The organism is Streptomyces sp. NBC_01707 (assembly GCF_041438805.1).
GTDB lineage: Bacteria > Actinomycetota > Actinomycetes > Streptomycetales > Streptomycetaceae > Streptomyces.
On the sequence record NZ_CP109190.1, the window covers coordinates 4416579 to 4439607 of the forward strand.

The window sequence follows — 23029 nt, forward strand, 5'->3', positions numbered from 1 at the left end:
CCCGTCCGCCGGAGGGCGGACGGGGGGACACTGCCTACCGGTCATCGCCGGTCATCAGCGCACCAGGCCCCAGCGGAAGCCGAGCGCGACGGCGTGCGCCCGGTCCGAGGCGCCGAGCTTCTTGAAAAGCCGCCGGGCGTGCGTCTTCACCGTGTCCTCGGAGAGGAAGAGCTCGCGCCCGATCTCCGCGTTGGAACGGCCGTGGCTCATCCCTTCGAGCACCTGGATCTCACGCGCGGTGAGCGTCGGCGCCGCACCCATCTCGGCCGACCGCAGCCGACGCGGGGCAAGCCGCCACGTCGGATCGGCCAGCGCCTGGGTGACGGTCGCCCGCAGCTCCGCGCGGGAGGCGTCCTTGTGCAGATAGCCGCGGGCCCCGGCGGCGACCGCTAGCGCGACACCGTCCAGGTCCTCGGCGACGGTCAGCATGATGATCCGCGCCCCGGGGTCGGCGGAGAGCAGCCGCCGGACCGTCTCCACACCCCCCAGACCGGGCATGCGTACGTCCATCAGAATGAGATCCGAACGGTCGGCACCCCAGCGGCGGAGAACTTCCTCACCGTTGGCCGCCGTCGTCACACGCTCGACGCCGGGCACGGTCGCGACCGCGCGACGGAGCGCCTCTCGGGCAAGCGGGGAGTCGTCGCAGACGAGGACGGATGTCATGACCGTCCTCCGCAGCTGATGCGCGTCACCTTGAGCCTCCAGGCTGATACAAGTCGTCACCTGTGCGGTTGACACTCTCGGACATCTGCCCGATCGCTTTTTCCGTCAACCGCCTCCGCCCTCTCAACGATGGTCACTCGAAAGAGTTACGGGTCCGAGGACCAGGTTCGGCACTCTACGTGAGGAGTCGCACACGGAGGAGAGCCGCGCGGATTGTCCAGTCGTCAATCGAAGCTTCACCTGAAGGTATGCCCCATTTAGCGGGTTTTCTTCCCTTTTGCTGGTGTCTGTGGATAGATTCGCAATCAGTCATATTTACATCTACTTACACCGTAGATGTACGGTCATGAGCACGGTCACCGACGAACGACTACCGCGTAGCCGACTCAGCATGGTTTCGAGGGGACAAGCAATGGCAGATTTCTCCCGCCTTCCCGGACCCAACGCCGATCTGTGGGACTGGCAGCTGCTGGCGGCCTGCCGTGGGGTCGACAGCTCACTGTTCTTCCACCCGGAGGGTGAGCGCGGAGCGGCCAGGAGCGCCCGCGAGAACTCGGCGAAAGAGGTCTGTATGCGATGCCCGGTACGCGCCGAGTGCGCAGCGCACGCCCTGGCCGTGCGCGAGCCCTACGGAGTGTGGGGCGGGCTGACCGAGGACGAGCGCGAAGAGCTCATGGGACGGGCCCGCAACCGACTGATCGCGACAGCAGGGGCGCCGTCGGGGCTGACCGCCTCCTCAGGGCACGGCTGACCCTCGAACCGCGCGGAACAATCGAAGAAACGTTCCTGCACTCCCTAGCGGGCAGCCGCCAGGGAAAGCTGGTCCAGCGTGGCCGCGACGGCCGGGACCTGCGCCAGGTCCGGGAGCGTGAGCGCGACGATCTCACGCTCGACCGCCGGCTCCACCGTTACGGTGCGGGCCCCTTTGGGACGTACCGATTCGATCGCCAGCTCCGGCAGCACGGCCACCCCCAGGCCGGCGCCGACCAGGCCGATCACCGCCGGGTAGTCGTCGGTGGCGAAGTCGATCCGGGGGGTGAAGCCGGACTCCTCGCAGACCTCCACCAGTTGACGGCGGCAGCGCGGGCAGCCCGCGATCCAGGACTCCTCGGCCAGTTCACCGATCCCCACCGCATCCGCGCCGGCCAGCCGGTGCCCCTCCGGGACGAGGCCGATCAGCCGGTCGGTGAGCAGCGGACGTACGACCAGGTCGTCCCATTCGGCGCCCGAGGTGCCGTAGCGGAACGCCAGCGCGATGTCGCAGTCCCCCTCCCGGAGCATCTCGACCGAGCGCGGCGGCTCGGCCTCGACCAGGGAGACCCTCGTACCGGGGTGGGCGGCGCGGAGGGCGGCGAGGGCGCCGGGAACCAGGGTGGAGCTGCCACTGGGGAACGAGACCAGCCGGACCCGGCCGGCCCGCAGCCCGGCGATCGCGGCGATCTCCTCCTCGGCGGCGGTCAGCCCGGCGAGGATGCCGGAGGCGTGACGTACGAGCGCCTCACCCGCCTGCGTGAGCCTCATCTCGCGACCTGTGCGGATCAGCAGCGGCGTGCCCGCGGAGGACTCCAGAGCCTTCATCTGCTGGCTGACCGCGGGCTGGGTGCACCCCAGTTCCCGCGCGGCGGCGGAGAACGAACCGGTGGCGGCCACGGCGCGCAGGACACGGAGATGACGGGCTTCGATCACCTCTCAACCATAAGGTGCTCTTGGGGAGGAAGCCAGTAACGGGCCTGTGACTTTGAGGCGGGGTGGTTACCGTTGCTCCCTATGAAGCCGATGAAACTGCTGACCGTGAACGTGGGACGTCCCAAGGCGGTCGCCCACACCGACGCCCCCGACGGCGTCACCGGGATCGACAAGCGGCCGGCCGACGGTCCGGTACGGGTCACCGATCCCGGCCCCAAGGGCACCGGCGGCAGCGGGGTGGCCGGGGACGCGGTCTGCGATCTGCGCCATCACGGCGGCACCGACCAGGCCGTGTACGCGTTCGCCCGCGAGGACCTCGACGCCTGGGAGAGCTCGCTCGGCCGCACGCTGGCCAACGGCGCGTTCGGAGAGAACCTGACGGTCTCCGGACTGGACGTGAGCGGCGCGAAGATCGGCGAGCGCTGGCGGATCGGCCCCGACCTGGTGCTGGAGGTGACGTCCGGCCGCATTCCGTGCCGTACGTTCGCCGGTCACCTCGGCGAGAGCCGCTGGGTCAAGCGGTTCATGGAGGCGGCCGCTCCGGGTGCCTACCTGCGCGTGGTCGAGCCGGGCGAGATCCGCGCCGGGGACCCGGTCGAGATCGTCCACCGGCCGGACCACGACGTCACCGTGCAGCTGGAGTTCCTGGCCGCGACGACGCGCCGGGAGCTGCTGCCACAGCTGCTCCCGGCCCGGGACGCACTCCATCCCCGGGCGCTGCGCTCCGCCCTGAAGTACGTGGAGTCGGTGGCCACGGGCGAGTGATCCCCGCGGCGGGCGTGGCACTAACGTGCCGCGTATGACGACTGCACTGATTACGGGCGCGACCGCGGGGATCGGGGCCGCCTTCGCACGGCGGCTCGCGGCCGATGGGCACAACCTGGTGCTGGTGGCGCGCGACACCGAGCGGCTCCGGGAGCAGGCCACCGAACTGCACGACCTGCATGGCATCGAGGCCGAGGTGCTGACCGCCGACCTGTCCGAGGACGACGGGATCGCCTCGGTCGAGGCACGACTGACGGACCATCGGCAATCCGTCGATCTACTGATCAACAACGCCGGGTTCGGCAACAAGGGCCGCTACCTGGAGGTGTCGACGGCCGATGAGCTGAAGATGCTGAAGGTGCACTGCGAGGCGGTGCTGCGGCTGACCTCGGCGGCCGCGGCCGGAATGAAGGAGCGCGGGCGGGGCGGGGTCGTCAACGTGGCCTCGGTGGCGGCGTTCGTACCGCGCGGTACGTACGGCGCGTCGAAGGCGTGGGTCGTGCAGTTCACCCAGGGCGCGGCGAAGGATCTGGCCGGGTCGGGGGTGCGGCTGATGGCGCTCTGCCCCGGCTTCGTACGGACCGAGTTCCATGAGCGGGCCGGAATGGGGACCGGCAACATCCCGGGCTGGATGTGGCTCGACGCGGACAAGCTGGTGGAGGCGGCGCTGGCGGATCTGGCGCGCGGCAAGTCGGTCTCGATCCCGGACGCGCGGTACAAGACGCTGATGGGGCTGGTGAAGGTGGCGCCGCGCGGCCTGCTCGGCGGGGTCACCTCCAAGACGGGCCGCAAGTACGGACCGCAGTGAGCGGGTTCCTGTCGGCTGCCGCGGCCCGTGCGGGCGCCGATGTCGGGGCGGCGGGCTTCGTCCTGTCGCCGAACCGCTCCTCGCCGCCGTTGTTCTCCATGACGGCACGGGCGGCGGGGGCAAGCCGAGCCGGAGGTCTCGGCACGGCTCGGACCTCGGTGACACGGCGGGGCGCACAGCATCACGCCCGCTGTGACGGATCTTCACTTTCCGTCCGGAACGGCGCCGTTGCGCGGCCTGCCGAATGCGCTGCCGAGTCGGTGTGCCGCATCGTCGCCGGGTGCCGAGCGGCACGGGTCGGCGGGCCAGGCGCCGGACAGGACGGCGCGGTGCGCGGCCGGCCCGTCCTCCGCGAAGCCGGTGCCTGCCGAGAAGCCTGAATCACTCGGTCCGAGCGCTCCGCCCGAACCGTCACGAACCCCGTGTCCCAATAAAATGGAACCATCCCATCCGGGCTCGTGAGACCGGGAGACGCCATGAGATTCGTACAAGTAATCGACTGCAAGACGGAGCGGTTCGATGACATGGACCGCCTCATGGACGAGTGGGTCGAACTGACCAAGGGCTCCCGGACCGCCACTCACAGCCTGATCGGCAAGGACCGCTCCGACGGGTCCCACTACGTGGAGATCGTCGAATTCCCTTCGTACGAAGACGCGGTGGCGAACTCCAAACTGCCGGAGACCGACCGGATCTTCCAGGAAATGGTCGCGCTCTGCGACGGGACGCCCACCTTCACCGATCTCGACGTGGTCCGCGACGAGCAGTTGAACCAGACACTGTCCCGCCGGTTCTTCCACGAGATCGCCGTCGGCGGCAACCTGGACGCCATCGGCGAGGTGTTCGCGATCGACTACGCCGACCACGACATCGCGAAGGAAGAGGACACCGTGATCGGATCCGGCGGACTCCGGGACGATCTCATCCGATGGCGGGCCGCCTTCGACTTCTCCTTCGACCTGGACCGGCAGATCTGCGAGGGCGACGACGTCGTGACGCTGTGGACCTGGACCGGCACCCACAAGGGCGACTTCATGGGCATCCCGCCGACGGGCAGGCAGTGCATCATGACCGGCACCACCATCTTCCGGTTCAGGGACGGCAGGATCCAGGAGGGCTGGTGGCACGAAGACATCATGGGCCTGATGCGCCAGCTCGGCGCGCTCGACTGAACCGCGCCCGACCGGGTACCGCGGAACGACACCGGGCACCGCGGAACGAAGAAGACCGAAGGCCCCCTGTTCCCGCCGCTGAGCGGTGGGAACAGGGGGCCTTCTACGGCTGTGCGCCGGCGCGGCTACGCGTCAGTGCGAGTGACCGTGACCGCCGTGGCCTGCCTCGGCCTCTTCCTCGGCCGGCTTCTCGACGACCAGGGTCTCGGTCGTGAGCAGCAGCGACGCGATGGACGCGGCGTTCTCCAGCGCGGAGCGGGTGACCTTGACCGGGTCGATGACGCCGGCCTTCACCAGGTCGCCGTACTCGCCGGTCGCGGCGTTGAAGCCCTGGCCCTTGTCGAGCTCGGCGACCTTCGAGGTGATGACGTAACCCTCGAGGCCCGCGTTCTCGGCGATCCAGCGCAGCGGCTCGACGGCGGCGCGGCGCACGACCGCGACACCGGTGGCCTCGTCGCCGGTCTTGTCGAGGTTGCCCTCGAGGACCTTGACGGCGTGGACCAGAGCGGAGCCACCACCGGAGACGATGCCCTCCTCGACCGCGGCGCGGGTCGCGGAGATGGCGTCCTCCAGACGGTGCTTCTTCTCCTTGAGCTCCACCTCGGTGGCGGCACCGACGCGGATCACGCACACGCCGCCGGCCAGCTTCGCAAGGCGCTCCTGGAGCTTCTCGCGGTCCCAGTCGGAGTCCGTGGAGTCGATCTCGGCCTTGATCTGGTTGACCCGGCCCTTGACGTCGCCGGGCTCGCCGCCGCCGTCCACGATGGTCGTGTCGTCCTTGGAGACGGTCACGCGGCGCGCCGTGCCCAGCACGTCCAGACCGGCCTGGTCGAGCTTGAGGCCGACCTCCTCGGCGATGACGGTCGCACCGGTGAGGGTGGCGATGTCGCCGAGCATGGCCTTGCGGCGGTCACCGAAGCCCGGGGCCTTCACCGCGACGGCGTTGAAGGTGCCACGGATCTTGTTGACGACCAGGGTCGACAGGGCCTCGCCCTCGACGTCCTCGGCGATGATCAGCAGCGGCTTGGAGCCACCGGCCTGGATGACCTTCTCCAGCAGCGGGAGCAGCTCCTGGATCGAGCCGATCTTGCCCTGGTGGATCAGGATGTACGGGTCGTCGAGGACGGCCTCCATACGCTCCTGGTCGGTCACCATGTACGGGGACAGGTAACCCTTGTCGAAGGCCATGCCCTCGGTGAACTCGAGGTCCAGACCGAAGGTGTTGGACTCCTCGACGGTGATGACACCGTCCTTGCCGACCTTGTCCATCGCGTCCGCGATGAGCTCGCCGACCTGCGAGTCCTGCGCGGAGAGCGCGGCCACAGCGGCGATGTCGGACTTGTCGTCGATCGGTCGGGCGGTCGCGAGGAGCTCCTCGGACACGGCCTTGACCGCGGCGTCGATGCCCTTCTTCAGGGCGGCCGGGGACGCGCCCGCGGCAACGTTGCGCAGGCCCTCGCGGACGAGCGCCTGGGCGAGCACGGTGGCGGTGGTGGTGCCGTCACCCGCTACGTCGTTGGTCTTGGTCGCCACCTCCTTCACCAGCTGGGCACCGAGGTTCTCGTACGGGTCGTCGAGCTCGACCTCGCGCGCGATGGTGACACCGTCGTTGGTGATGGTGGGAGCGCCGAACTTCTTGTCGATGACGACGTTGCGGCCCTTGGGGCCGATCGTCACCTTCACCGTGTCGGCAAGCTTGTTGACGCCACGCTCAAGGGCGCGACGGGCGTCCTCGTCGAACTTCAGAATCTTCGCCATGGGAGCTGAGCTGTCCTCTCAAACGAACTGCGCCCCCGACCGCCGGCTAGTTATTTCGCAGGGGGCCAGGGGCGCAGAACAGAAGCAAACGTGGGTGAATTACTTCTCGACGATCGCGAGCACGTCGCGAGCCGAGAGGACGAGGTACTCCTCGCCGTTGTACTTCACCTCGGTGCCGCCGTACTTGCTGTAGAGCACGATGTCACCGGTGTTGACGTCGAGCGGAAGACGCTCGCCGTTCTCGAAGCGACCCGGGCCCACGGCCAGGACGACGCCCTCCTGGGGCTTCTCCTTGGCGGTGTCCGGGATGACCAGGCCAGAGGCCGTGGTCTGCTCGGCGTCGAGCGGCTGGACCACAATGCGGTCCTCAAGCGGCTTGATGGCAACCTTGGAGCTGGTGGTCGTCACGATCCGGCCTCCCCCTTCGGAGATCTCGGGGTTAACTGCGGGGTTAACTGTCTGGGGTGGCGACCAGGTGGATCCGTCGTCGCGGGTGCCGGACCTGCCAGTCGCACAGTACTGCTGGCACTCTCCACTGGGGAGTGCCAGAGCCGAGACTATGACCGCGATTAGCACTCGGTCAAGCGGAGTGCCAATTACGTGCGGTCGTGGCGCGGCAGCCCAGGCCAGGTTCCCGCGGTGCGGGGGCCGGAGCATGCGCCCTCGGTGAGGTCCGCGGGGTGAAGTTCATGGGCGCGCGAAGCCCGCGGGCACGCGGCTACCGCCGCTCGCACCCGTCGCCGGAGTCCATGACGTCGGGGTCCACGGCGTCGTACGACTCCGGCCGGTCCGGCCACCGGTGCCGCGGCGGTGGCGACGGCCGGGAGTCCGCGGACTCCTGCGGCCGGTCCCGCCGCCCGCAGGCGGTGACGGCCCACGACCCGGGCGCCCCGTGATCACGCCGCGCGCCCGCCTTCGCCCCTGACTCCGACACCCCCTCGGGCCCCGCCGCCGGTGCGCGGTGCGGGCCCTGCACCTTCTGTGCGGCCTTCCGGCCCAGCCGTTCGATCGGGTCGACCGACTGCGCGCACCCGGCAGTGGCGGTCAGGAGCGCACCGGCCGCCAGCAGTCCGGCGAGCAGCCGCCGCGCCCGGCCCATACGTGGCCCTCCGGCCGTGCCACGGCGCACCCGTCGTCCAGGATGGTCTTCACGACCACGCAGGGAGCCTCGCATCCCGGCCTCCGCCCGCAGGTCACCCCGGCCGCGACGGATCGAGCCCGGCCTCCGCCACGTCATGGCAAATTCTTCCTTTTGTCGTAAGACCACATGATTTCGGATAGTGACAGCAGTCGAACGATCACTCGCCCTGACACCGCCGCCGGCCCCCGAGCGGTCCCCCGGCTGGCTCACAATGGGCCGGTGAACGCCTTCGCCCCGACCGGCCCGACAGACCCGCCCGAACCGAGCGACCCCTCCGGTGCCGCCGACCCGCTCGACGACCCGCTCGCCGCCTTCACGGCACTGCGCGCGCCGGAGGGCACGGCGCTCCTGACCGAGCTGCGGTCCTACGACCCCGCACAGGAGCTCGCCACCGCGACCCGGCTGCGCCGCAGCCACCCGGCCGCCCTGGTTTCGGCGGCACTGGGGCAGGCGCGGCTGCGGCAGCGGGCGGTGGCGAAGTTCGGCGCCGAGGACGCGTACCGGATGTTCTTCACGCCGAACGGTGTCGAGCAGGCGACCCGTACGTCGGTCGCCACGTACCGGGCCGGCCGGTTCGCCGCGGCCGGCGTCCGCAGCGTCGCCGATCTCTGCTGCGGGATCGGTGGTGACGCCATCGCGCTCGCCCGCGCGGGCATCTCCGTCCTCGCCGTGGACCGCGACCCGCTGACCGCCGAGGTCGCCCGCGCCAACGCCGCCGCGCTCGGACTGGACGCCCTGATCGAGGTGCGGTGCGCCGATGTCACCGAGATCGACACCGCCGCCTACGACGCCGTCTTCGTCGACCCGGCCCGGCGCGGCGGGCGCGGCAGGATCTTCGACCCGGAGGCATACTCGCCGCCGCTCTCCTGGGCGACCGGCACCGCGCTGAAGGCCCCTCGCGCCGCGCTGAAGATCGCCCCCGGCATCCCTCACGAGGCGGTCCCGGCGCAGGCGGAGGCCGAGTGGATCTCGGACGGCGGCGATGTGAAGGAGGCGGTGCTCTGGTTCGGCGAAGGGTTCGCGGCCGGCTCGTACCGCGCCACGCTGCTCCCGGCCGGCGCGACCCTGTCGGCTCCGGCCGCGCTGCCCGCTCCGCCCGTCGGTCCGGTCGGCCGCTATCTGTACGAGCCGGACGGTGCCGTCATCCGTGCGCATCTGGTCGCCGACATCGTGGGGCGGTCGGGCGGCCGGCTGATCGACGAGACGATCGCGTACGTCACGAGCGACGAGCCGTACGACTCCCCGTACACCGCCGCGTACGAGATCACCGACCGGCTGCCGTTCAACATGAAGAAGCTGAAGGCGCTGCTGCGGGAGCGGAAGGTCGGCGTACTGACCGTCAAGAAGCGGGGCTCGGCGGTCGAACCGGAGGAGCTGCGCCGCAGGATGAAGCTCCAGGGCCCGAACGCCGCGACCGTGTTCCTGACCCGGGTCGCCGGGGCGCCGACCATGCTGATCGGCCACCCCCTGCGGCCGGAGACGCCCTAGGCCAGGTCGGTCAGGTCCTCCGCGTACACCTGGGAGAGCGGCTGCGGGCCCACGTACTGCTGGCAGTTGCACTGCCCGGCTTCGAAGCGGACCGGCTTCTTGCTCTCGTCCCAGGCCGTCGGCACCTCGATCCGCTCATGGCACTTGCCCCGCTTGTCGTGCTTCGCAAGGTGGTGCGTGCAGCCGCAGATCGGCTCCGGCGGCCGGTTCGCCGCCTCGACGGCCAGGCGTTCCTGCTTGCTCGCCTCCAGCAGTTCCAGCTTGCGCGTGTGCCGGTTGCGCAGCGCCGTACGGACGTTGTCGACCGCCCATCCGAAGCCGCCGGTCCAGAAGATGATGAGCACCCACCAGTACCACTCCATGTGACACCCTCCCCCTGCCCAGATCCTGCTACGCGGCCAGGATAGGGGCGGGGGCAGTGGTGGGCGCCGCCGACGACGGAGAACAACGGCTCGGCCCGCGCGCCCGACGAGCACCCGCAGCACCCGGCCGCGGTGTACGAACGCCGTGGTGACGCCGGACCCGAGCAGCCGGCCGGTCGTCCGGAGGCCCGTGAACGACCAGGGGGACGGGCGGGGTCGGTCGACAGCGTGAGCCCCGCCCGTCCCTGTCGGGTTCAGTCGTACTGCTCACTGTCCAGATAGTCGTCGTACGCGTCGGGCTCGTCGGCCGAGCCGATGTACTCGGAGTCGTGGATGCCGTCCGCCACGTCGGGATCGTGCTCCGGTTCGCCGCTGTAGTCGTACCGATCGGACATGGCGCCTCCTCTCTCGACGGGCACCCGATGCGCCCGGTCACGCGGTCAACGAGCCCGCCGAACCGCCCGGTGCGCCCGTGCGATCGGACTGACTCCATGCGGATGACCGGGGCCACCTCAGTGGCGTACAGCTCGAGTGGCCGGTTGACCGGGTGCGGCGGCAGACCGGCAGGGTCGGCCACGCCCCGGAACGTCAGGCGTCGAGCAGCGCCTCGATGTCGAGCTTCTTCATGCCGAGCATGGCCTTCATGGCCCGGTCCGCCTTGACCGGGTCCGGGTCGGAGAGCGCCTCGGACAGCCCACGCGGGACGATCTGCCAGGACAGCCCGTACCTGTCCTTGAGCCAGCCGCACTGACCCTCCTCGCCGCCGTCGGTGAGCCTGGCCCACAACTCGTCGACCTCCGCCTGCGACTCGCAGTCGACGGAGAGCGAGATCGCTTCGGTGAAGGGGAACTGCGGGCCGCCGTTGAGTGCGACGTACTCCTGGCCCGCCAGCCGGAATTCGACGGTCATGACCGCGCCCGGCTCGCCCGGCGACGCCTCGGTGTAGTGGGTGACACCCAGCACCTTCGAGTCCCCTCCGAAGATGGAGACGTAGTGGTTCGCGGCCTCCTCGGCCTGGTTGTCGAACCACAGGAAGGTCTTGATCTTCTGCATGGCCTGCTCCTCGGCGACTCGTGCGGGGGATGGTTGTGCAAGGTAGACCCCGCGGCCGCCCGGAACTCATCGCGCCGCGCCGCCCTCCTCCGCCTCCTTCTCCGCCCGTGCAAGCAGCAGCGCCCGCTCGCGTGCGTTACGGGTCAGCCCCGCCGCCCGAACGAATTCCGCCCGCGCCTCGTCCGCGCGCCCGAGCCGCGCCAGCAGATCGCCGCGCACGCTCGGCAGCAGGTGGTACGCCGCCAGCGCCGGGTCACCCGCCAGGGCATCGACCAGGGCGAGCCCGGCCTCGGGCCCCTCGGCCATCGACACCGCGACGGCGCGGTTCAGTTCCACCACCGGTGACGGGGCCGCCTTGACCAGCAGGCCGTAGAGCGTGGCGATGACCGCCCAGTCCGTCTCCTCGTACGTCACCGCGTGGGCGTGGCACGCCGCGATGGCGGCCTGCAGGGCGTACGGGCCGGGGGCCCCGCCCAGCGCGTTCGCCCGCTCCAGGGCCGCGTACCCGCGCCGGATCAGCAACCGGTCCCAACGGGACCGGTTCTGCTCGGCGAGCAGGACGGGCTCGCCGTCCGGGCCGGTCCTGGCCGCGGTGCGGGACGCCTGGAGCTCCAGCAGGGCGGCCAGGCCGTGCACTTCGGGTTCCTGCCCCATCAGCCCGGCCAGCACCCGCGCCAGCCGCAGCGCGTCCTCGCACAGCCCCGGGCGCAGCCAGTCGTCGCCCGCGGTGGCCGCGTACCCCTCGTTGAAGATCAGGTAGATCACTTCGAGTACCGAGCCGAGCCGGGCCGCGCGGTCGGCTCCGTACGGCACCTCGAAGGGGACGCCGGCCCGGCCCAGGGTGCGTTTCGCGCGGACGATGCGCTGGGCGACGGTCGGCTCGGACACCAGGAACGCCCGGGCGATCTCGTCGGTGGTGAGGCCGCCGAGCAGCCGCAGGGTGAGCGCGATCCGGGCCTCGGTCGACAGCACGGGGTGGCAGGCGGTGAAGATCAGCCGCAGCAGGTCGTCGTCGATGTCGTCGGCGCCGGCGATGTCCTCCGGCCCGGGCGGCTGTACGTCCTCCAGGGTCCGCCCGACCTCGGCGAGCTTGCGGGCGTACGTCTCCTTGCGGCGGACCAGATCGATCGCGCGGTGCTTGGCGGTGGCCGTCAGCCAGGCGCCCGGCCGGTCCGGGACACCCGACTCCGGCCACTGCTCCAGTGCCGCGACCAGGGCGTCCTGCGCGAGTTCCTCGGCGATGCCCACGTCCCGCACGATGCGGGTGACACCGGCGATGATCCGTGCGGACTCGATCCTGAACACGGCCTCGACCGCCGCGGTCGCGCTTGCTTCCGTCACGGCCACCCATCAGAGCAGCCGATCGGAGGCGGAGCAAGCGCGGCCGGGCCGGGACCGGAGGGTGTACCGGCTCAGCCCTCGGCGATCTCGCGGACCTCGGCGGTGACTGTCCAGTTGTCGGGGTGGATCTCCAGGAACCGCTTGGTCCACTCCAGGGCCTCGGGCCTGTCCTTGCACTGCATGATGGCGTAGCCGCCGACGACTTCCTTGGTCTCGGTGAACGGCCCGTCCGTGTAGCTCAGCTTGCCGTCCTCCCAGCGGACCCTCGTCCCCTGCGAGGTGGGGGCGAGCCCTGCCGTGTCCAGCATGACCCCGGCCTTGGTGATCTCCTCGAACAGTGCCCCCATGCGCGTCTCGAAGTCGGGGTCGGGGGTCTGGGCGGGCAGGTTCTGCTCATCGATGCGGATCATCGACAGGAAGCGCGGCATGGTGACTCCTCGGTACGGGAGGGCGGGGGCTATCCCTGCCTCTCACCCTTGCGTCGAACGGAAGACGCCGCAATCGACACACCTCCGGAAGATTTTTTCGGCCCTTATCGCAGGGACTCCCAGAGCGTGCTCGCGGCAGGCTCCTGCGCCACCACCCGGTTGGGGTCGGACGGGGCCGCGACGACGGGCATGGTGACCGTGGTCAGCCCGGTCGCGGGGATGGCGCCCAGGCCCTGCGCCAGGCCTCTCAGCTCGCCGAGCGAGTCGAGGCCGGTGTCCGTGGTCAGACTGCCGGTGGCCGCGTCCGCCATCTTGTACAGGGCGGCCGGGTCGGTCAGCAGCTCGGTCTTCCCGGCTTCCTTCAGCAGCGCCGCGACCAGCTGTTGCTGGAGCTTTATCCGGCCCAGGTCGCTGCCGTCGCCGATGCCGTGGCGGGTGCGGGCGAAGGCGAGGGCCTGGGTGCCGTCGAGCCGGTGCGTGCCCGCGTCGAGGTGGAGATGACTCCTGTCGTCGTCGATGTCCTGTGTCGTGGTGACGGTCACCCCGCCCAACGCGTCGACGAGACCGGCGAAGCCTGCGAAGTCGATCTCGATGTAGTGGTCCATCCGGACGCCGGTGAGCTGCTCCACCGTCTTGACGGCGCAGACGGGACCGCCGACCGCGTACGCGCTGTTGAACATCGCGCCGTACGTCGTCGGAGTGGTGCCGCCCGACGGGGTCGGACACGAGGGACGCGTCACCAGGGTGTCGCGCGGAATGCTGACGACGGTGGCCTTCGTACGGTCGGCATCGAGATGGACGACCATCGCCGTGTCGGAGCGGGCGCCCGTGCTGTCACCGCCGCCGAGCGCGGCGTTCTCGCCGCCACTGCGCGAGTCCGACCCGAGAACCAGGATGTTCAGCACACCGGTCGGCAGCGGGGACGCGGAGGCCGACGCCGACGGGGCCGCGGTCGGGACGGTGGTGACGGGCGCCCTGGCCGGGCGGTCGTCGCCGAGCGCGCTGTCGATGTCCACGCTGCGGATGTTCTGGTTCAGATGCCAGTACGCCCACCCCGCCCCGGCCGCGACGAGCACCAGGATGCAGCCCGTCACCGCCGCGGCCGCCTTGAGCCGACGGGAAAGGCGTCTCTTGTCTCCGGTCACGTCCAGGAACGTAAGTCCGAACTATTACGCCCGGAACCCTTGTTCGGTTTTCTTTCGGGAAATCTCAGGATCCGTTGAGTTTTCTCATATCCGGCCGATATCCGGGCCGCTGTCCGGAACGGCGACCTCGAACCGCCAGCGGTGCACCGCCCGAGTGATCAACTCCGGCTCGGGCTCGGGAAGTTCGGGCAGCGCATCGCCGTACGCCGCCTCCCACCAGGTGATGACCAGCACCCGGTCCTGCGGCGCGCGCAGCAGCTCGTACCGCAGCGGCTCGTACGCCAGCTCGCCCGTGCGCGTCCGCGCCCACTCCAGCAGCTCGGCGCCCCGGCCGGCCACGGCCCGGGCCTCCCACATGAGTGCGACCGTCATGAGTAGAGGTTGTCCTTGCTGACCTCGTGCACATGATCGTGGTCGTGGTGGTGCGCGCTGCCCGGCACATGCGTGTCCGTCACCGGCAGCGACGAGTCCGCCGACAGGTCCAGGTCCGACGCGGAGCGGTTGCGTGCCACCATCTCGGCGCCCAGCGCCGCGACCATCGCACCGTTGTCCGTGCACAGCCCCGGCCGCGGCACCCGCAGCCGGATGCCCGCCCGCTCGCACCGCTCCTGGGCCAGCGCCCGCAGCCGCGAGTTGGCCGCGACCCCGCCGCCGATCATCAGGTGGTCGACGCCCTCGTCCTTGCACGCCCGGACGGCCTTGCGGGTGAGCACGTCCACCACGGCCTCCTGGAAGGATGCCGCCACATCGCGTACCGGCACCTCCTCGCCCGCGGCCCGCTTCGCCTCGACCCAACGGGCGACGGATGTCTTCAGGCCGGAGAAGGAGAAGTCGTACGCGGGGTCGCGCGAGCCGCTCAATCCGCGCGGGAACGCGATGGCCTTCGGGTCGCCCTCCTTCGCCAGCCGGTCGATGACCGGGCCGCCGGGGAAGCCGAGGTTCAGCACCCGGGCGATCTTGTCGAAGGCCTCGCCCGCCGCGTCGTCGATGGTCGCGCCCATCGGCCGTACGTCGTTGGTGATGTCCGGCGCGAGCAGCAGCGACGAGTGGCCGCCACTGACCAGCAGCGCCATCGTCGGCTCGGGCAGCGGCCCGTGCTCCAGCTGGTCTACGCAGATGTGCGAGGCGAGGTGGTTCACGCCGTACAGCGGCTTGTTCAGCGCGTACGCGTACGCCTTCGCCGCCGAGACGCCGACGAGCAGCGCGCCCGCGAGCCCGGGGCCGGCCGTGACGGCGATGCCGTCGAGGTCGCGGGCGCTGATGCCGGCTTCCTTCAGGGCGCGTTCGATGGTGGGGACCATCGACTCCAGGTGGGCGCGGGACGCGATCTCCGGGACGACGCCACCGAAGCGGGCATGGGTGTCGACGCTGGACGCGATGGCGTCGGCGAGCAGCGTCGTACCGCGGACGATACCGACGCCGGTCTCGTCGCAGGAGGTCTCGATGCCGAGTACGAGCGGTTCGTCAGCCATCAGTCAGTCTCTGTCTCTTGTACGGGCTCTTGTGCGGGCTCTTGCACCGTCAGGCGCATGACGAGCGCGTCGATGTTGCCCGGCTGGTAGTAACCGCGGCGGAAGCCGATCGGTTCGAAGCCGAAGCGTTCGTACAGCTTCTGCGCGCGGGTGTTGTCGACCCGGACCTCGAGCAGCACCTCGGCGCACTCGAAGGCCGTGGCGTGCTTCAGCAGGTCGGTGAGGAGTTCGGAGCCGAGGCCGCCGCCCCAGTGGTCGCGGGTGACGCCGATCGTCTGGACGTCGGCGAGGTCACCGGCCGCGGCGAGCCCCGCGTACCCGACGATCCGGCCGGTGACCGGGGACTCGGCGACGACATAGCGCCGGGTCGCCTGTGGTCCGCGCGCGTGCGCCAGCTCGGACCAGAACATGCCGGCCGACCAGGCGTCCTCCGGGAACAGCTCGTGTTCGAGCTCCAGCACCGGATCGATGTCCCACCAGCGCATTTCACGCAGTACGGCAGTCGGGGGCGTCACTTCGGGGTGACCACCTTGTAGTTCTTCGGGACCTGGGCGTCGGGTCTGCGCAGATACAGCGGCTGCGGCGGCAGCAGCTGCGCTCCCGCGGCGAGACGCTCGGCGGCCAGGGCTGCGAGCGCACCCGCGGAGACGTGCTCGGGACCGCGGGCGTCCGGGAACGCGTCGGGGTAGAGCGCCGCGCCCGCTCCGACCACCGGAAGCCCGGCGAGCTGTTCGGCGATGTCGGCGGGACGGTCGACGGCGGGTTCACCCGTGCGGGTTCGCGGGTCCTCGTACCGCGCCCAGTAGACCTCCTTGCGGCGGGCGTCCGTCGCGACGGCGAACGGCCCCTCCAGGCCGCTGCGCCCGGCGGCGTAGGCGAGGGCGTCCAGCGTGCACAACCCGTGCACCGGCACGGAGAGCACCGAGCCGAACGTCGCGGCCGTCACCAGCCCGACCCGCAGGCCCGTGTACGGTCCCGGGCCGACACCCACGACCACGGCGGTCACGGCGTCGAGTCCCGTTCCGGCCTCGCCGAGGACCCGGTCGACAGCGGGCAGCAGCAGTTCCCCGTGCCGTCGGGCGTCGACCTGACTCGACTCGGCGACGACGGCGGTCCCGTCGTACAGGGCAACGGTGACGGCGGGGGTGGCGGTATCCACAGCGAGCAAGAGCACGCAAACAGCCTACGGCTCCGGCGACGGCACCACGGCTCCCCGTACGGAGTCCCGTTCCCACCGGCCGCTGCTGCTACCGTCACCCGGTGTACGCGAGTACGACGTAAACGCTTGTACGACATGCGACATACGAAGCGCTTGCGTGACGGACGAAAGCGAAAGGGGCGCGCACGGTGGCAAGGGGCAGCTCGGGAATCGTGGCCGGGCTCACTGCGGCGGCACTCGCCGCGGTCGGCTTCCTGGCCTACCAGGCATCGGCGAACGTCCCCGAGACACTCGCCGCCCCCAGTCCGAAGACGACCAGCACCGCCCCGCCCGCCGGCCACGCCGCCGAGCACAAGGACAAGAAGCACCCGCTCACGGTCCCCGCCGACTCCGGCACCGGTGCCCGGGTCGTGTACGCGCTGGACGACCGGCGGGTGTGGCTGGTCAACGCGAAGGGGAAGACGATCCGGTCCTTCGCGGTCATGCCGAGCTCGGTGAACCCGCGGCCCGGGTCGTACAAGGTGCGTTCGCGCACGGGCGTCATCAAGGGCTCGGACGGCGTGCCGATCGAGCACGTGGTGCTGTTCGCGGTGGCCGACGGCGGTGTACCCGTCGGGTTCAGTGCGGCGCAGGACGGCTCCATGGAGAGCCCGGACCGCAAGCTGAAGACCGGCGGGGTACGGATGAAGCGGGCGGACGGCAACGCGATGTGGGCGTTCGCGACAGTCGGCGCCAAGGTGGTCGTGGTCCCGTAACGCCCGGACGGAAGCCGGCTGCGCGCCGTCGCGCGCGGAAACCCGCTACGCGGCGTCGCGCTCCTCGGACGCCGGCGGCTCTCCCGAGTCCTGCCGTTGCTCCGACGGCGGGGTGGAGACCGCGGTGGCCGCGGCGCAGGCCGCCAGCAGATCCTTCATCGACACCGCGGACGGCACTGGCGGCTGCGGCTGCGCTTCACGCTCGGGCGTCGGCATGGATGCCTCCTGGTGCTCCGGTGGAAGGCGTGGTTAGGTACACCTAACCCGCTCTCGGCATCCATGTGACCACGCCCGGCCCGCCCGGCGCAACAATATGCCGACACCCTGTCGGAAAACTGTCGGCGCGGGCTCAGTGCGCCGCTTCCAGCTCCGCCCGCATCCCGGACCAGCGCGCGCCGATCCCGACCAGCGTCACCGAGCGCCGTTCGTCGTCCGTATCGCCTACCGCACGGTGGATCACCACGTGCAGCCGGTCGTCCGACAGCTCCTCGACCTTGCCGTCGCCCCACTCCACGACCACCACCGACTCCGGCAGCGACACGTCGAGGTCCAGGTCCTCCATCTCGTCGAGCCCGCCGCCCAGCCGGTACGCGTCGACATGGACGAGCGCCGGGCCGGTGCCCAGCGACGGGTGGACGCGGGCGATCACAAAGGTGGGAGAGGTCACGGCGCCACGCACCCCGAGCCCCTCACCGAGGCCCCGGGTCAGCGTCGTCTTCCCGGCGCCGAGCTCACCGCTGAGCATCACGAGGTCGCCGGGGCGCAGCAGGCCGGCGATCCGGCGGCCCAGGGCCTGCATCTGTTCGGGGGAGGTGACGTCGAGGCGGGCGGTGACCGGGGTTTCCCCGGCCGGGGCTGCTCCTGCCTGCGTCTCCCCGGGCGCGGCGTGCGCTACCGGGGCGTTCGCGGCGTCAGCCGCCAGGCTGTTGTGCGGTGCTTCCATGCCCGCCAACGTTAGCCGCTGCCTGTACGGCTCCGATCCGGACCAGCAGGTCCGCCATCCGGTCCGTCACCGTCTCCGGGTGCTCCAGCATCACCAGATGCCCGGCGTCCGGCACGATGACCAGCTCCGCGTCCGGCAGCTCGTCGGCGATGGCCTCGCTGTGCGAACTGGGCGTCACCAGGTCCTTGTCGCCCGCCAGGATCAGCACCGGGATGTCGCGGAACGCGGGCAGCGCCGCACTCTTGTCGTGCTCGGTGAAGGCCGGGTAGAACTCCGCGACCACATCGATCGGGGTGGACTCGATCAGCCGCTCGGCGAACCGCTCGACCGCCGGATCCACGTCGCGCGAACCGAACGAGTACCGCTTGATGAGCCCGGCGAAGAGATCGGCGGTCGCCCGCCTGCCCCGCTCCACCAGCTCCGCCTGCGAGCCGAGTGCCTTCAGCACCCCGGGCAGCACCCGTCGCACGGCGTTCACGCCCGCGACCGGCAGCCCGAAGCTGACCTCGCCGAGCTTCCCGCTCGACGTGCCGACGAACGCGACAGCGGCGACCCGGTCCCGGATCAGCTGCGGGTACTGATCGGCGAGCGCCATGATCGTCATGCCGCCCATCGAGTGTCCGACCAGCAGCAGCCGGCCTTCGGGGGCGGCCGCGTCGATGACCGCCTTCAGGTCGCGGCCGAGCTGGTCGATGCCGACCGTCACACCCTCGGCCTGGGCCCGGCCGCGCTCGGAGCGGCCGTGGCTGCGCTGGTCCCAGTGCACGGTGCGCACCAGGCCGCGCAGCGCCGCCCGCTGGAAGTGCCAGGAGTCCTGGCTGAGGCAGTAGCCGTGGCTGAAGACGACGGTGACGGGCCCAGGGGCCTTGCGGCCGAAGAGCCGGCGCCGCCGCGGTCCGGTACCGGCGGCGCCGGCACCCGCCCCCGGTCGGGTGCCCGCGCCCGTACCACCGTCCGGTTCGACCTCGTCGGTCTCGTAGTACAGCTCGGTGCCGTCGTCGGCGGTGGCCCGGCCGGGCATGCCGCGCAGCGACCCGTACGGCCCCGAGGCGTCCAGCGCCAGCCTGGCCCTCCTGCGCATGCCGCGGCCGACAGTCATCCGCTCGACCGCGACGCCGGCCGCCGCACCGGCCGCGATCACGCCTATGGCGGCTCCGGCAATGCCTGCCCGGCGCCAGCCGACCGCCACAGCGGCCGCCGTCGCCATCGCGTCCCCCGCACTGCTCTCGCTCACCGTGCCGCGCTCCTCGTCGATCGTTGTCCGTCAGGTCTGGTCAGGAGATGCAGGACGTGCCGGATCGGGCTGGATCAGGTCGGATCGGGCGGGGACTCGTTCTCGTCGGCCTGGGCGTCGTTCTCGTCGGCCGGGGTCTCGTTCACATAGACGCGCGGTACCCGCCCGCCGATGCGGGTGACGATCTCGTACGCGATCGTGCCGGCCGCCTCCGCCCAGTCCTCGGCGCTCGGCTCGCCCCGGTCCCCCGGGCCGAACAGCACCGCTTCGCTGCCCGCCTCGACGACGTCCCCGCCGAGGTCGACGACGAACTGGTCCATCGCCACCCGGCCCGCGACCCGCCGCAGGGCGCCGCCGACGAGGACCGGGCCGCGCCCGGAGGCGTGGCGCGGGATGCCGTCCGCGTAGCCGAGCGGGATCAGGCCGAGCGTCGTCTCCGCGGACGTCGTGTAGTGGTGCCCGTAGCTGACACCGTGACCCGCCGGCACCTGCTTGACCAGGGCGACCGACGCGGCGAGCGTCATCACCGGGCGCAGCCCGAAGTCCGCCGGGGTGCCCAGCTCGGGGCTGGGCGAGATGCCGTACATGGCGATCCCGGTCCGCACGAGGTCGAAGTACGACTCGGGGACCGTCAGCGTCGCCGGAGAGTTCGCCATGTGCCGTACCTCGGGTTCTACGCCCGCCTTCTCCGCGTACGCCACCATGTCCCGGTACACGCCCAGCTGGGCGGCGATCGACGGGTGACCGGGCTCGTCGGCGCAGGCGAAGTGGGACCAGAGACCGGTGATCCGGACCGTGCCCGCCTGCTCGGCGGTGCGGGCGGCGGCGACCAGCTCCGGCCAGTCGGAGGGCTGGCAGCCGTTGCGCCCGAGGCCGGTGTCCGCCTTGAGCTGGATGCGGGCCGGCCGGCCGGCCTCCTCGGCCGCGGCGACGACCTCGCGCAGCGCCCACATACCGCTCACCGACACATCGATGTCGGCCTCGATCGCCTCGCGCCAGGGGCCGCCCGGCGTCCACAGCCAGCACATCACCCGGCCGCCGAGCCCGGCGGCGCGCAGCGCCAGTGCCTCGTGCGGCGTCGCGGTGCCGAGCCAGGTCGCCCCGGCTTCGAGCGCGGCCCTGGCGCAGGGGACCGCCCCGTGCCCGTACGCGTCGGACTTGACGACGGCCATGAGTTGCGCGCCGGCCGCCCGCGCACGCAGCGCACGCACGTTGGCGCGCAGTGCGGCGAGGTCGATCTCGGCTCGGGCTCTCAAGGACGCTGTCTCGTTCATCGCGCCCAGTCTCTCAGAGGCGTACGACGGGGCCCTCAGGTGCCGGGCCCGAGGCGCGTCAAGGGCGTCCGGACCGCTTACGACGCCGCCGACGTCACCGGTGGCGCAGCTCATGTTCCACATGGTCGACGAGGACCGGGACATGACTGTGCGGGACGTCCTTCACCGCCGTGACCAGGGTCACCGGCCCGCCCGCACGGACCAGTTCCACCAGCTCGTCCACCGCCGCCGTGTGCACCGGGTCGGCGAGCTCGGCGCGGTAGCGGTCGACGAAGTCGTCGTAGCGGGTGCCGGTGCGGTCCTCGTGGTACCAGGAGCGGAGTTCGTTCGACGGGGTGAGCTCCTTGAGCCACCGGTCGATCCTTGCCCGGTCCTTGGCGACGCCGCGGGGCCAGAGCCGGTCGACGAGGACGCGGGTCCCGTCACCGTCCTCCTGCGGGTCGTACACCCGGCGTACCCGTACGGAACTGCTGCCCACCGTCGACCACTCCTCACCGGCTCTCATCTGCGGTTCCCTGTCTGCTGGTGCTCATGATCACTCAGGCCCGCACGTCCCGCCACGCCGCCGGGATCGCGTCCGCCACGTCCTGCGCGGCGACCGGGCCGCCGTCCGAGGCGTGCCGGGCCGCCAGACCATGCAGATGGGCACCGACGGAGGCGGCGTCGCGCGGGCGGAGGCCCGCGGCCAGCAGGGATCCCGTCAGGCCGGAGAGGACGTCGCCGCTGCCCGCCGTGGCCAGCCAGGAGGTGCCGGTCGGATTGACCCGTACGGGAGTGTGCTCGGTGTCGGTGGCGACCAGCGTCGTCGACCCCTTGAGCAGCACGGTGGAGCGGTAACGCGCGGCGAGTTCCCGCACGGCGGCGAGCCGCCCCGCCTCGACCTCCTCGCGCGGGACGCCGAGCAGTGCGGCAGCCTCCCCGGCGTGCGGGGTGAGCAACGTCGGAGCGGTGCGCGACCGCACGACGGAGGCGTCGAGCAGCCGCAGCCCGTCCGCGTCCACCAGCACCGGGACGTCGGCGGCGAGCACGTCGGCGACCGCCGAGACGGCCGCCGTACCGTCACCGAGCCCGGGGCCGACGACCCATGCCTGAACCCGACCCGCCTTCGACGGCGGCCCCGAGTGGACCAGCGTCTCGGGGTGCCGGGCGATCACGGCGTCGGCGCCCGGGCCGACGTACCGCACGGCCCCCGCACCGCCCCGCAGCGCCCCGCCGACCGCGAGCACCGCCGCCCCGGGATACCGGGCGGACCCGGCGACGATGCCGACGACCCCGCGCCGGTACTTGTCGCTCTCATTGGCGGGAACGGGCAGCAGCGCGGCGACGTCCGCGTACTGCAGCGCCTCCAGATCGGGTACGCCGGGCAGTTCGTCGTCGAGCCCGATGTCGACGAGGTGCAGCGCGCCCGCCCGGTCGGCGGCCGGGTCGATGAGCAGCCCCGGTTTGTACGTGCCGAAGGTGACCGTCGCATCGGCCCGTACGGCGTCGCCGAGGACCTCGCCGGTGTCCGCCTCGACACCGCTGGGCAGATCGACGGCGACGATCGGCGCCCCGGTCGCCTCGAGGGCCCGCACCAGCGCGGCCGCGCCCTCACGCAGCCCGCCGCGGCCGCCGATGCCGGTGATGCCGTCGACGACGAGATCGACACGGCCGATCAGGTCGGTGCTCACCCGGTCGGCGCCGTCCACACGCCCGCCCGCCGCGCGGAGCGCCGCGACCCCGCCCTCGTGGGCCCGGTCCGGCGCGGTCAGCAGGGCGCGGACGCCCGCGCCGCGCCGGGCCAGCCGGGCCCCCGCGTACAGCGCGTCGCCGCCGTTGTCTCCGCTGCCGACGAGCAGGACGACCCGGGACCCGTACACCCGGCCGCTCCGCCGCAGCAGATCGGCGCAGGCCGCCGCGAGACCCGCGGCGGCCCGCTGCATCAGGGCGCCGTCGGGCAGCCGTGCCATCAGGGCGCGCTCGGCGGCCCGTACGGTCTCCACGCTGTACGCAGTTCGCATACGGTCAACCCTCCGCGATCACCACGGCCGACGCCACCCCCGCGTCGTGGCTCAACGAGACGTGCCAGTGCTGTACGCCCAGCTCGGCCGCGCGCGCGGCGACCGTGCCGACGACGCGCAGCCGGGGCTGCCCGCTGTCCTCGACGAACACCTCGGCATCCGTCCACAGCAGATTGCCGGGCGCCCCCAGCGCCTTGGCGATGGCCTCCTTGGCGGCGAACCTGGCGGCCAGCGAGGCGATCCCCCGCCGCTCGCCGTTGGGCAGCAGCAACTCGCTGTCCAGGAACAGCCGCTGAGCCAGATGCGGCGTACGCCGCAGCGCCGCGTCGAACCGTTCGATCTCCGCCACATCGATCCCGACCCCGATGATCACGCGCTC

At 71.4% G+C, this 23029-nt stretch carries 28 protein-coding genes; 6 read left to right on the forward strand and 22 right to left on the reverse strand.

What is annotated here, in order from left to right; translation table 11 throughout:
• Positions 1-54: 54 nt before the first annotated feature.
• Positions 55-666 carry a response regulator transcription factor gene (locus OG963_RS19720; protein ID WP_003948568.1) on the reverse strand — a complete coding sequence of 204 codons (612 nt, stop codon included), beginning with the start codon at positions 664-666 and terminating at the stop codon, positions 55-57.
• Between the two features lie 412 nt (positions 667-1078).
• On the opposite strand from OG963_RS19720, the gene OG963_RS19725 reads away from it, so the two are divergent.
• Entirely contained in the window at positions 1079-1417 is a 339-nt protein-coding gene (locus OG963_RS19725; RefSeq protein WP_030914313.1) for a WhiB family transcriptional regulator, read from the forward strand.
• A 44-nt stretch (positions 1418-1461) separates the two neighbouring features.
• On the opposite strand, the gene OG963_RS19730 is transcribed toward OG963_RS19725, so the two are convergent.
• A complete protein-coding gene (locus OG963_RS19730) occupies positions 1462-2352 on the reverse strand; it encodes a LysR family transcriptional regulator (RefSeq protein ID WP_030914309.1) in 891 nt (296 codons plus the stop codon).
• Between the two features lie 90 nt (positions 2353-2442).
• Here OG963_RS19730 and OG963_RS19735 point away from each other — a divergent pair, with 90 nt between their 5' ends.
• The 3 genes from OG963_RS19735 to OG963_RS19745 all read left to right on the forward strand — a co-directional run bounded on the left by OG963_RS19735 (position 2443) and on the right by OG963_RS19745 (position 5097).
• On the forward strand, positions 2443-3117 hold the full coding sequence (locus tag OG963_RS19735; protein WP_093773433.1) for an MOSC domain-containing protein: 675 nt from the start codon (positions 2443-2445) through the stop codon (positions 3115-3117).
• 34 nt (positions 3118-3151) lie between these two features.
• The gene (locus OG963_RS19740; protein WP_093773229.1) at positions 3152-3925 is read left to right on the forward strand and encodes an SDR family oxidoreductase; all 774 of its coding nucleotides are present in this window, start codon (positions 3152-3154) and stop codon (positions 3923-3925) included.
• Between the two features lie 476 nt (positions 3926-4401).
• Positions 4402-5097: an ester cyclase gene (locus tag OG963_RS19745; protein ID WP_030914301.1), complete on the forward strand. Its 696-nt coding sequence runs from the start codon at positions 4402-4404 to the stop codon at positions 5095-5097.
• A gap of 132 nt (positions 5098-5229) precedes the next feature.
• On the opposite strand, the gene groL is transcribed toward OG963_RS19745, so the two are convergent.
• From groL to OG963_RS19760, 3 genes are all read right to left on the reverse strand, one after another.
• Positions 5230-6855, reverse strand: a complete 1626-nt coding sequence (groL, locus tag OG963_RS19750; protein ID WP_030914299.1) for a chaperonin GroEL — start codon at positions 6853-6855, stop codon at positions 5230-5232.
• Positions 6856-6954: 99 nt separating this feature from the next.
• The gene (gene groES, locus OG963_RS19755) at positions 6955-7263 is read right to left on the reverse strand and encodes a co-chaperone GroES (RefSeq protein WP_030914297.1); all 309 of its coding nucleotides are present in this window, start codon (positions 7261-7263) and stop codon (positions 6955-6957) included.
• 310 nt (positions 7264-7573) lie between these two features.
• Positions 7574-7954: a hypothetical protein gene (locus tag OG963_RS19760; protein ID WP_093773231.1), complete on the reverse strand. Its 381-nt coding sequence runs from the start codon at positions 7952-7954 to the stop codon at positions 7574-7576.
• Positions 7955-8122: 168 nt separating this feature from the next.
• On the opposite strand from OG963_RS19760, the gene OG963_RS19765 reads away from it, so the two are divergent.
• Positions 8123-9484 carry a class I SAM-dependent methyltransferase gene (locus tag OG963_RS19765; RefSeq protein WP_093773233.1) on the forward strand — a complete coding sequence of 454 codons (1362 nt, stop codon included), beginning with the start codon at positions 8123-8125 and terminating at the stop codon, positions 9482-9484.
• On the opposite strand, the gene OG963_RS19770 is transcribed toward OG963_RS19765, so the two are convergent.
• The 10 genes from OG963_RS19770 to tsaB form a co-directional block, all read right to left on the reverse strand.
• The gene (locus tag OG963_RS19770) at positions 9481-9846 is read right to left on the reverse strand and encodes a hypothetical protein (RefSeq protein ID WP_030914290.1); all 366 of its coding nucleotides are present in this window, start codon (positions 9844-9846) and stop codon (positions 9481-9483) included. The two genes, OG963_RS19765 and OG963_RS19770, sit on opposite strands and share 4 nt — an antisense overlap.
• Positions 9847-10100: 254 nt before the next feature.
• Positions 10101-10241 (reverse strand): hypothetical protein, encoded by a 141-nt coding sequence (locus OG963_RS19775; protein ID WP_158715867.1) that lies wholly within the window; start codon positions 10239-10241, stop codon positions 10101-10103.
• A 193-nt stretch (positions 10242-10434) separates the two neighbouring features.
• The gene (locus OG963_RS19780; protein WP_030914287.1) at positions 10435-10899 is read right to left on the reverse strand and encodes a VOC family protein; all 465 of its coding nucleotides are present in this window, start codon (positions 10897-10899) and stop codon (positions 10435-10437) included.
• 66 nt (positions 10900-10965) lie between these two features.
• Positions 10966-12246, reverse strand: coding sequence for an RNA polymerase sigma factor (locus OG963_RS19785; RefSeq protein ID WP_093773235.1), 1281 nt, complete (start codon positions 12244-12246; stop codon positions 10966-10968).
• A 65-nt stretch (positions 12247-12311) separates the two neighbouring features.
• Positions 12312-12668, reverse strand: a complete 357-nt coding sequence (locus tag OG963_RS19790) for a YciI family protein (RefSeq protein ID WP_030914281.1) — start codon at positions 12666-12668, stop codon at positions 12312-12314.
• A gap of 104 nt (positions 12669-12772) precedes the next feature.
• Positions 12773-13813, reverse strand: coding sequence for an LCP family protein (locus OG963_RS19795; RefSeq protein ID WP_371799291.1), 1041 nt, complete (start codon positions 13811-13813; stop codon positions 12773-12775).
• Between the two features lie 84 nt (positions 13814-13897).
• The gene (locus OG963_RS19800; protein WP_093773239.1) at positions 13898-14185 is read right to left on the reverse strand and encodes a hypothetical protein; all 288 of its coding nucleotides are present in this window, start codon (positions 14183-14185) and stop codon (positions 13898-13900) included.
• Positions 14182-15285 (reverse strand): tRNA (adenosine(37)-N6)-threonylcarbamoyltransferase complex transferase subunit TsaD, encoded by a 1104-nt coding sequence (gene tsaD / locus OG963_RS19805; protein ID WP_093773241.1) that lies wholly within the window; start codon positions 15283-15285, stop codon positions 14182-14184. Before tsaD ends, OG963_RS19800 begins: the two co-directional genes overlap by 4 nt.
• Entirely contained in the window at positions 15285-15800 is a 516-nt protein-coding gene (rimI, locus tag OG963_RS19810; RefSeq protein ID WP_030914270.1) for a ribosomal protein S18-alanine N-acetyltransferase, read from the reverse strand. Before rimI ends, tsaD begins: the two co-directional genes overlap by 1 nt.
• Positions 15797-16459: a tRNA (adenosine(37)-N6)-threonylcarbamoyltransferase complex dimerization subunit type 1 TsaB gene (gene tsaB, locus OG963_RS19815; RefSeq protein WP_234321978.1), complete on the reverse strand. Its 663-nt coding sequence runs from the start codon at positions 16457-16459 to the stop codon at positions 15797-15799. Before tsaB ends, rimI begins: the two co-directional genes overlap by 4 nt.
• A 197-nt stretch (positions 16460-16656) precedes the next feature.
• Between tsaB and OG963_RS19820 the strand changes: the two genes are divergently transcribed.
• Positions 16657-17199, forward strand: a complete 543-nt coding sequence (locus OG963_RS19820; RefSeq protein WP_030914264.1) for a L,D-transpeptidase — start codon at positions 16657-16659, stop codon at positions 17197-17199.
• Positions 17200-17244: 45 nt separating this feature from the next.
• Here OG963_RS19820 and OG963_RS19825 read toward each other — a convergent pair whose 3' ends face one another.
• The 7 genes from OG963_RS19825 to OG963_RS19855 form a co-directional block, all read right to left on the reverse strand.
• Entirely contained in the window at positions 17245-17415 is a 171-nt protein-coding gene (locus OG963_RS19825; protein WP_176902154.1) for a hypothetical protein, read from the reverse strand.
• A gap of 133 nt (positions 17416-17548) precedes the next feature.
• Complete coding sequence (gene tsaE, locus OG963_RS19830) at positions 17549-18142, reverse strand: tRNA (adenosine(37)-N6)-threonylcarbamoyltransferase complex ATPase subunit type 1 TsaE (protein WP_030914261.1); 594 nt, start codon at positions 18140-18142, stop codon at positions 17549-17551.
• Complete coding sequence (locus OG963_RS19835) at positions 18111-19376, reverse strand: alpha/beta fold hydrolase (protein ID WP_030914259.1); 1266 nt, start codon at positions 19374-19376, stop codon at positions 18111-18113. Before OG963_RS19835 ends, tsaE begins: the two co-directional genes overlap by 32 nt.
• Positions 19377-19450: 74 nt before the next feature.
• Positions 19451-20650, reverse strand: a complete 1200-nt coding sequence (alr, locus tag OG963_RS19840) for an alanine racemase (protein ID WP_093773243.1) — start codon at positions 20648-20650, stop codon at positions 19451-19453.
• Between the two features lie 94 nt (positions 20651-20744).
• Positions 20745-21155, reverse strand: coding sequence for a DUF488 domain-containing protein (locus OG963_RS19845; protein WP_051877934.1), 411 nt, complete (start codon positions 21153-21155; stop codon positions 20745-20747).
• Between the two features lie 34 nt (positions 21156-21189).
• Entirely contained in the window at positions 21190-22650 is a 1461-nt protein-coding gene (locus OG963_RS19850; RefSeq protein ID WP_093773245.1) for an NAD(P)H-hydrate dehydratase, read from the reverse strand.
• 4 nt (positions 22651-22654) lie between these two features.
• On the reverse strand, positions 22655-23023 hold the full coding sequence (locus OG963_RS19855) for a holo-ACP synthase (RefSeq protein ID WP_093773247.1): 369 nt from the start codon (positions 23021-23023) through the stop codon (positions 22655-22657).
• Between the last annotated feature and the right edge of the window lie 6 nt (positions 23024-23029).

Bases quoted from the DNA above. Each gene is read 5' to 3' on its own strand.
- OG963_RS19720 (WP_003948568.1), bottom strand. From the start codon at position 666: ATGACATCCGTCCTCGTCTGCGACGACTCCCCGCTTGCCCGAGAGGCG.
- OG963_RS19725 (WP_030914313.1), top strand. From the start codon at position 1,079: ATGGCAGATTTCTCCCGCCTTCCCGGACCCAACGCCGATCTGTGGGAC.
- OG963_RS19735 (WP_093773433.1), top strand. From the start codon at position 2,443: ATGAAACTGCTGACCGTGAACGTGGGACGTCCCAAGGCGGTCGCCCAC.
- OG963_RS19740 (WP_093773229.1), top strand. From the start codon at position 3,152: ATGACGACTGCACTGATTACGGGCGCGACCGCGGGGATCGGGGCCGCC.
- OG963_RS19745 (WP_030914301.1), top strand. From the start codon at position 4,402: ATGAGATTCGTACAAGTAATCGACTGCAAGACGGAGCGGTTCGATGAC.
- groL (WP_030914299.1), bottom strand. From the start codon at position 6,855: ATGGCGAAGATTCTGAAGTTCGACGAGGACGCCCGTCGCGCCCTTGAG.
- OG963_RS19760 (WP_093773231.1), bottom strand. From the start codon at position 7,954: ATGGGCCGGGCGCGGCGGCTGCTCGCCGGACTGCTGGCGGCCGGTGCG.
- OG963_RS19765 (WP_093773233.1), top strand. From the start codon at position 8,123: ATGATTTCGGATAGTGACAGCAGTCGAACGATCACTCGCCCTGACACC.
- OG963_RS19770 (WP_030914290.1), bottom strand. From the start codon at position 9,846: ATGGAGTGGTACTGGTGGGTGCTCATCATCTTCTGGACCGGCGGCTTC.
- OG963_RS19775 (WP_158715867.1), bottom strand. From the start codon at position 10,241: ATGTCCGATCGGTACGACTACAGCGGCGAACCGGAGCACGATCCCGAC.
- OG963_RS19780 (WP_030914287.1), bottom strand. From the start codon at position 10,899: ATGCAGAAGATCAAGACCTTCCTGTGGTTCGACAACCAGGCCGAGGAG.
- OG963_RS19790 (WP_030914281.1), bottom strand. From the start codon at position 12,668: ATGCCGCGCTTCCTGTCGATGATCCGCATCGATGAGCAGAACCTGCCC.
- OG963_RS19800 (WP_093773239.1), bottom strand. From the start codon at position 14,185: ATGACGGTCGCACTCATGTGGGAGGCCCGGGCCGTGGCCGGCCGGGGC.
- tsaD (WP_093773241.1), bottom strand. From the start codon at position 15,285: ATGGCTGACGAACCGCTCGTACTCGGCATCGAGACCTCCTGCGACGAG.
- OG963_RS19825 (WP_176902154.1), bottom strand. From the start codon at position 17,415: ATGCCGACGCCCGAGCGTGAAGCGCAGCCGCAGCCGCCAGTGCCGTCC.
- tsaE (WP_030914261.1), bottom strand. From the start codon at position 18,142: ATGGAAGCACCGCACAACAGCCTGGCGGCTGACGCCGCGAACGCCCCG.
- alr (WP_093773243.1), bottom strand. From the start codon at position 20,650: ATGAACGAGACAGCGTCCTTGAGAGCCCGAGCCGAGATCGACCTCGCC.
- OG963_RS19845 (WP_051877934.1), bottom strand. From the start codon at position 21,155: ATGAGAGCCGGTGAGGAGTGGTCGACGGTGGGCAGCAGTTCCGTACGG.
- OG963_RS19850 (WP_093773245.1), bottom strand. From the start codon at position 22,650: ATGCGAACTGCGTACAGCGTGGAGACCGTACGGGCCGCCGAGCGCGCC.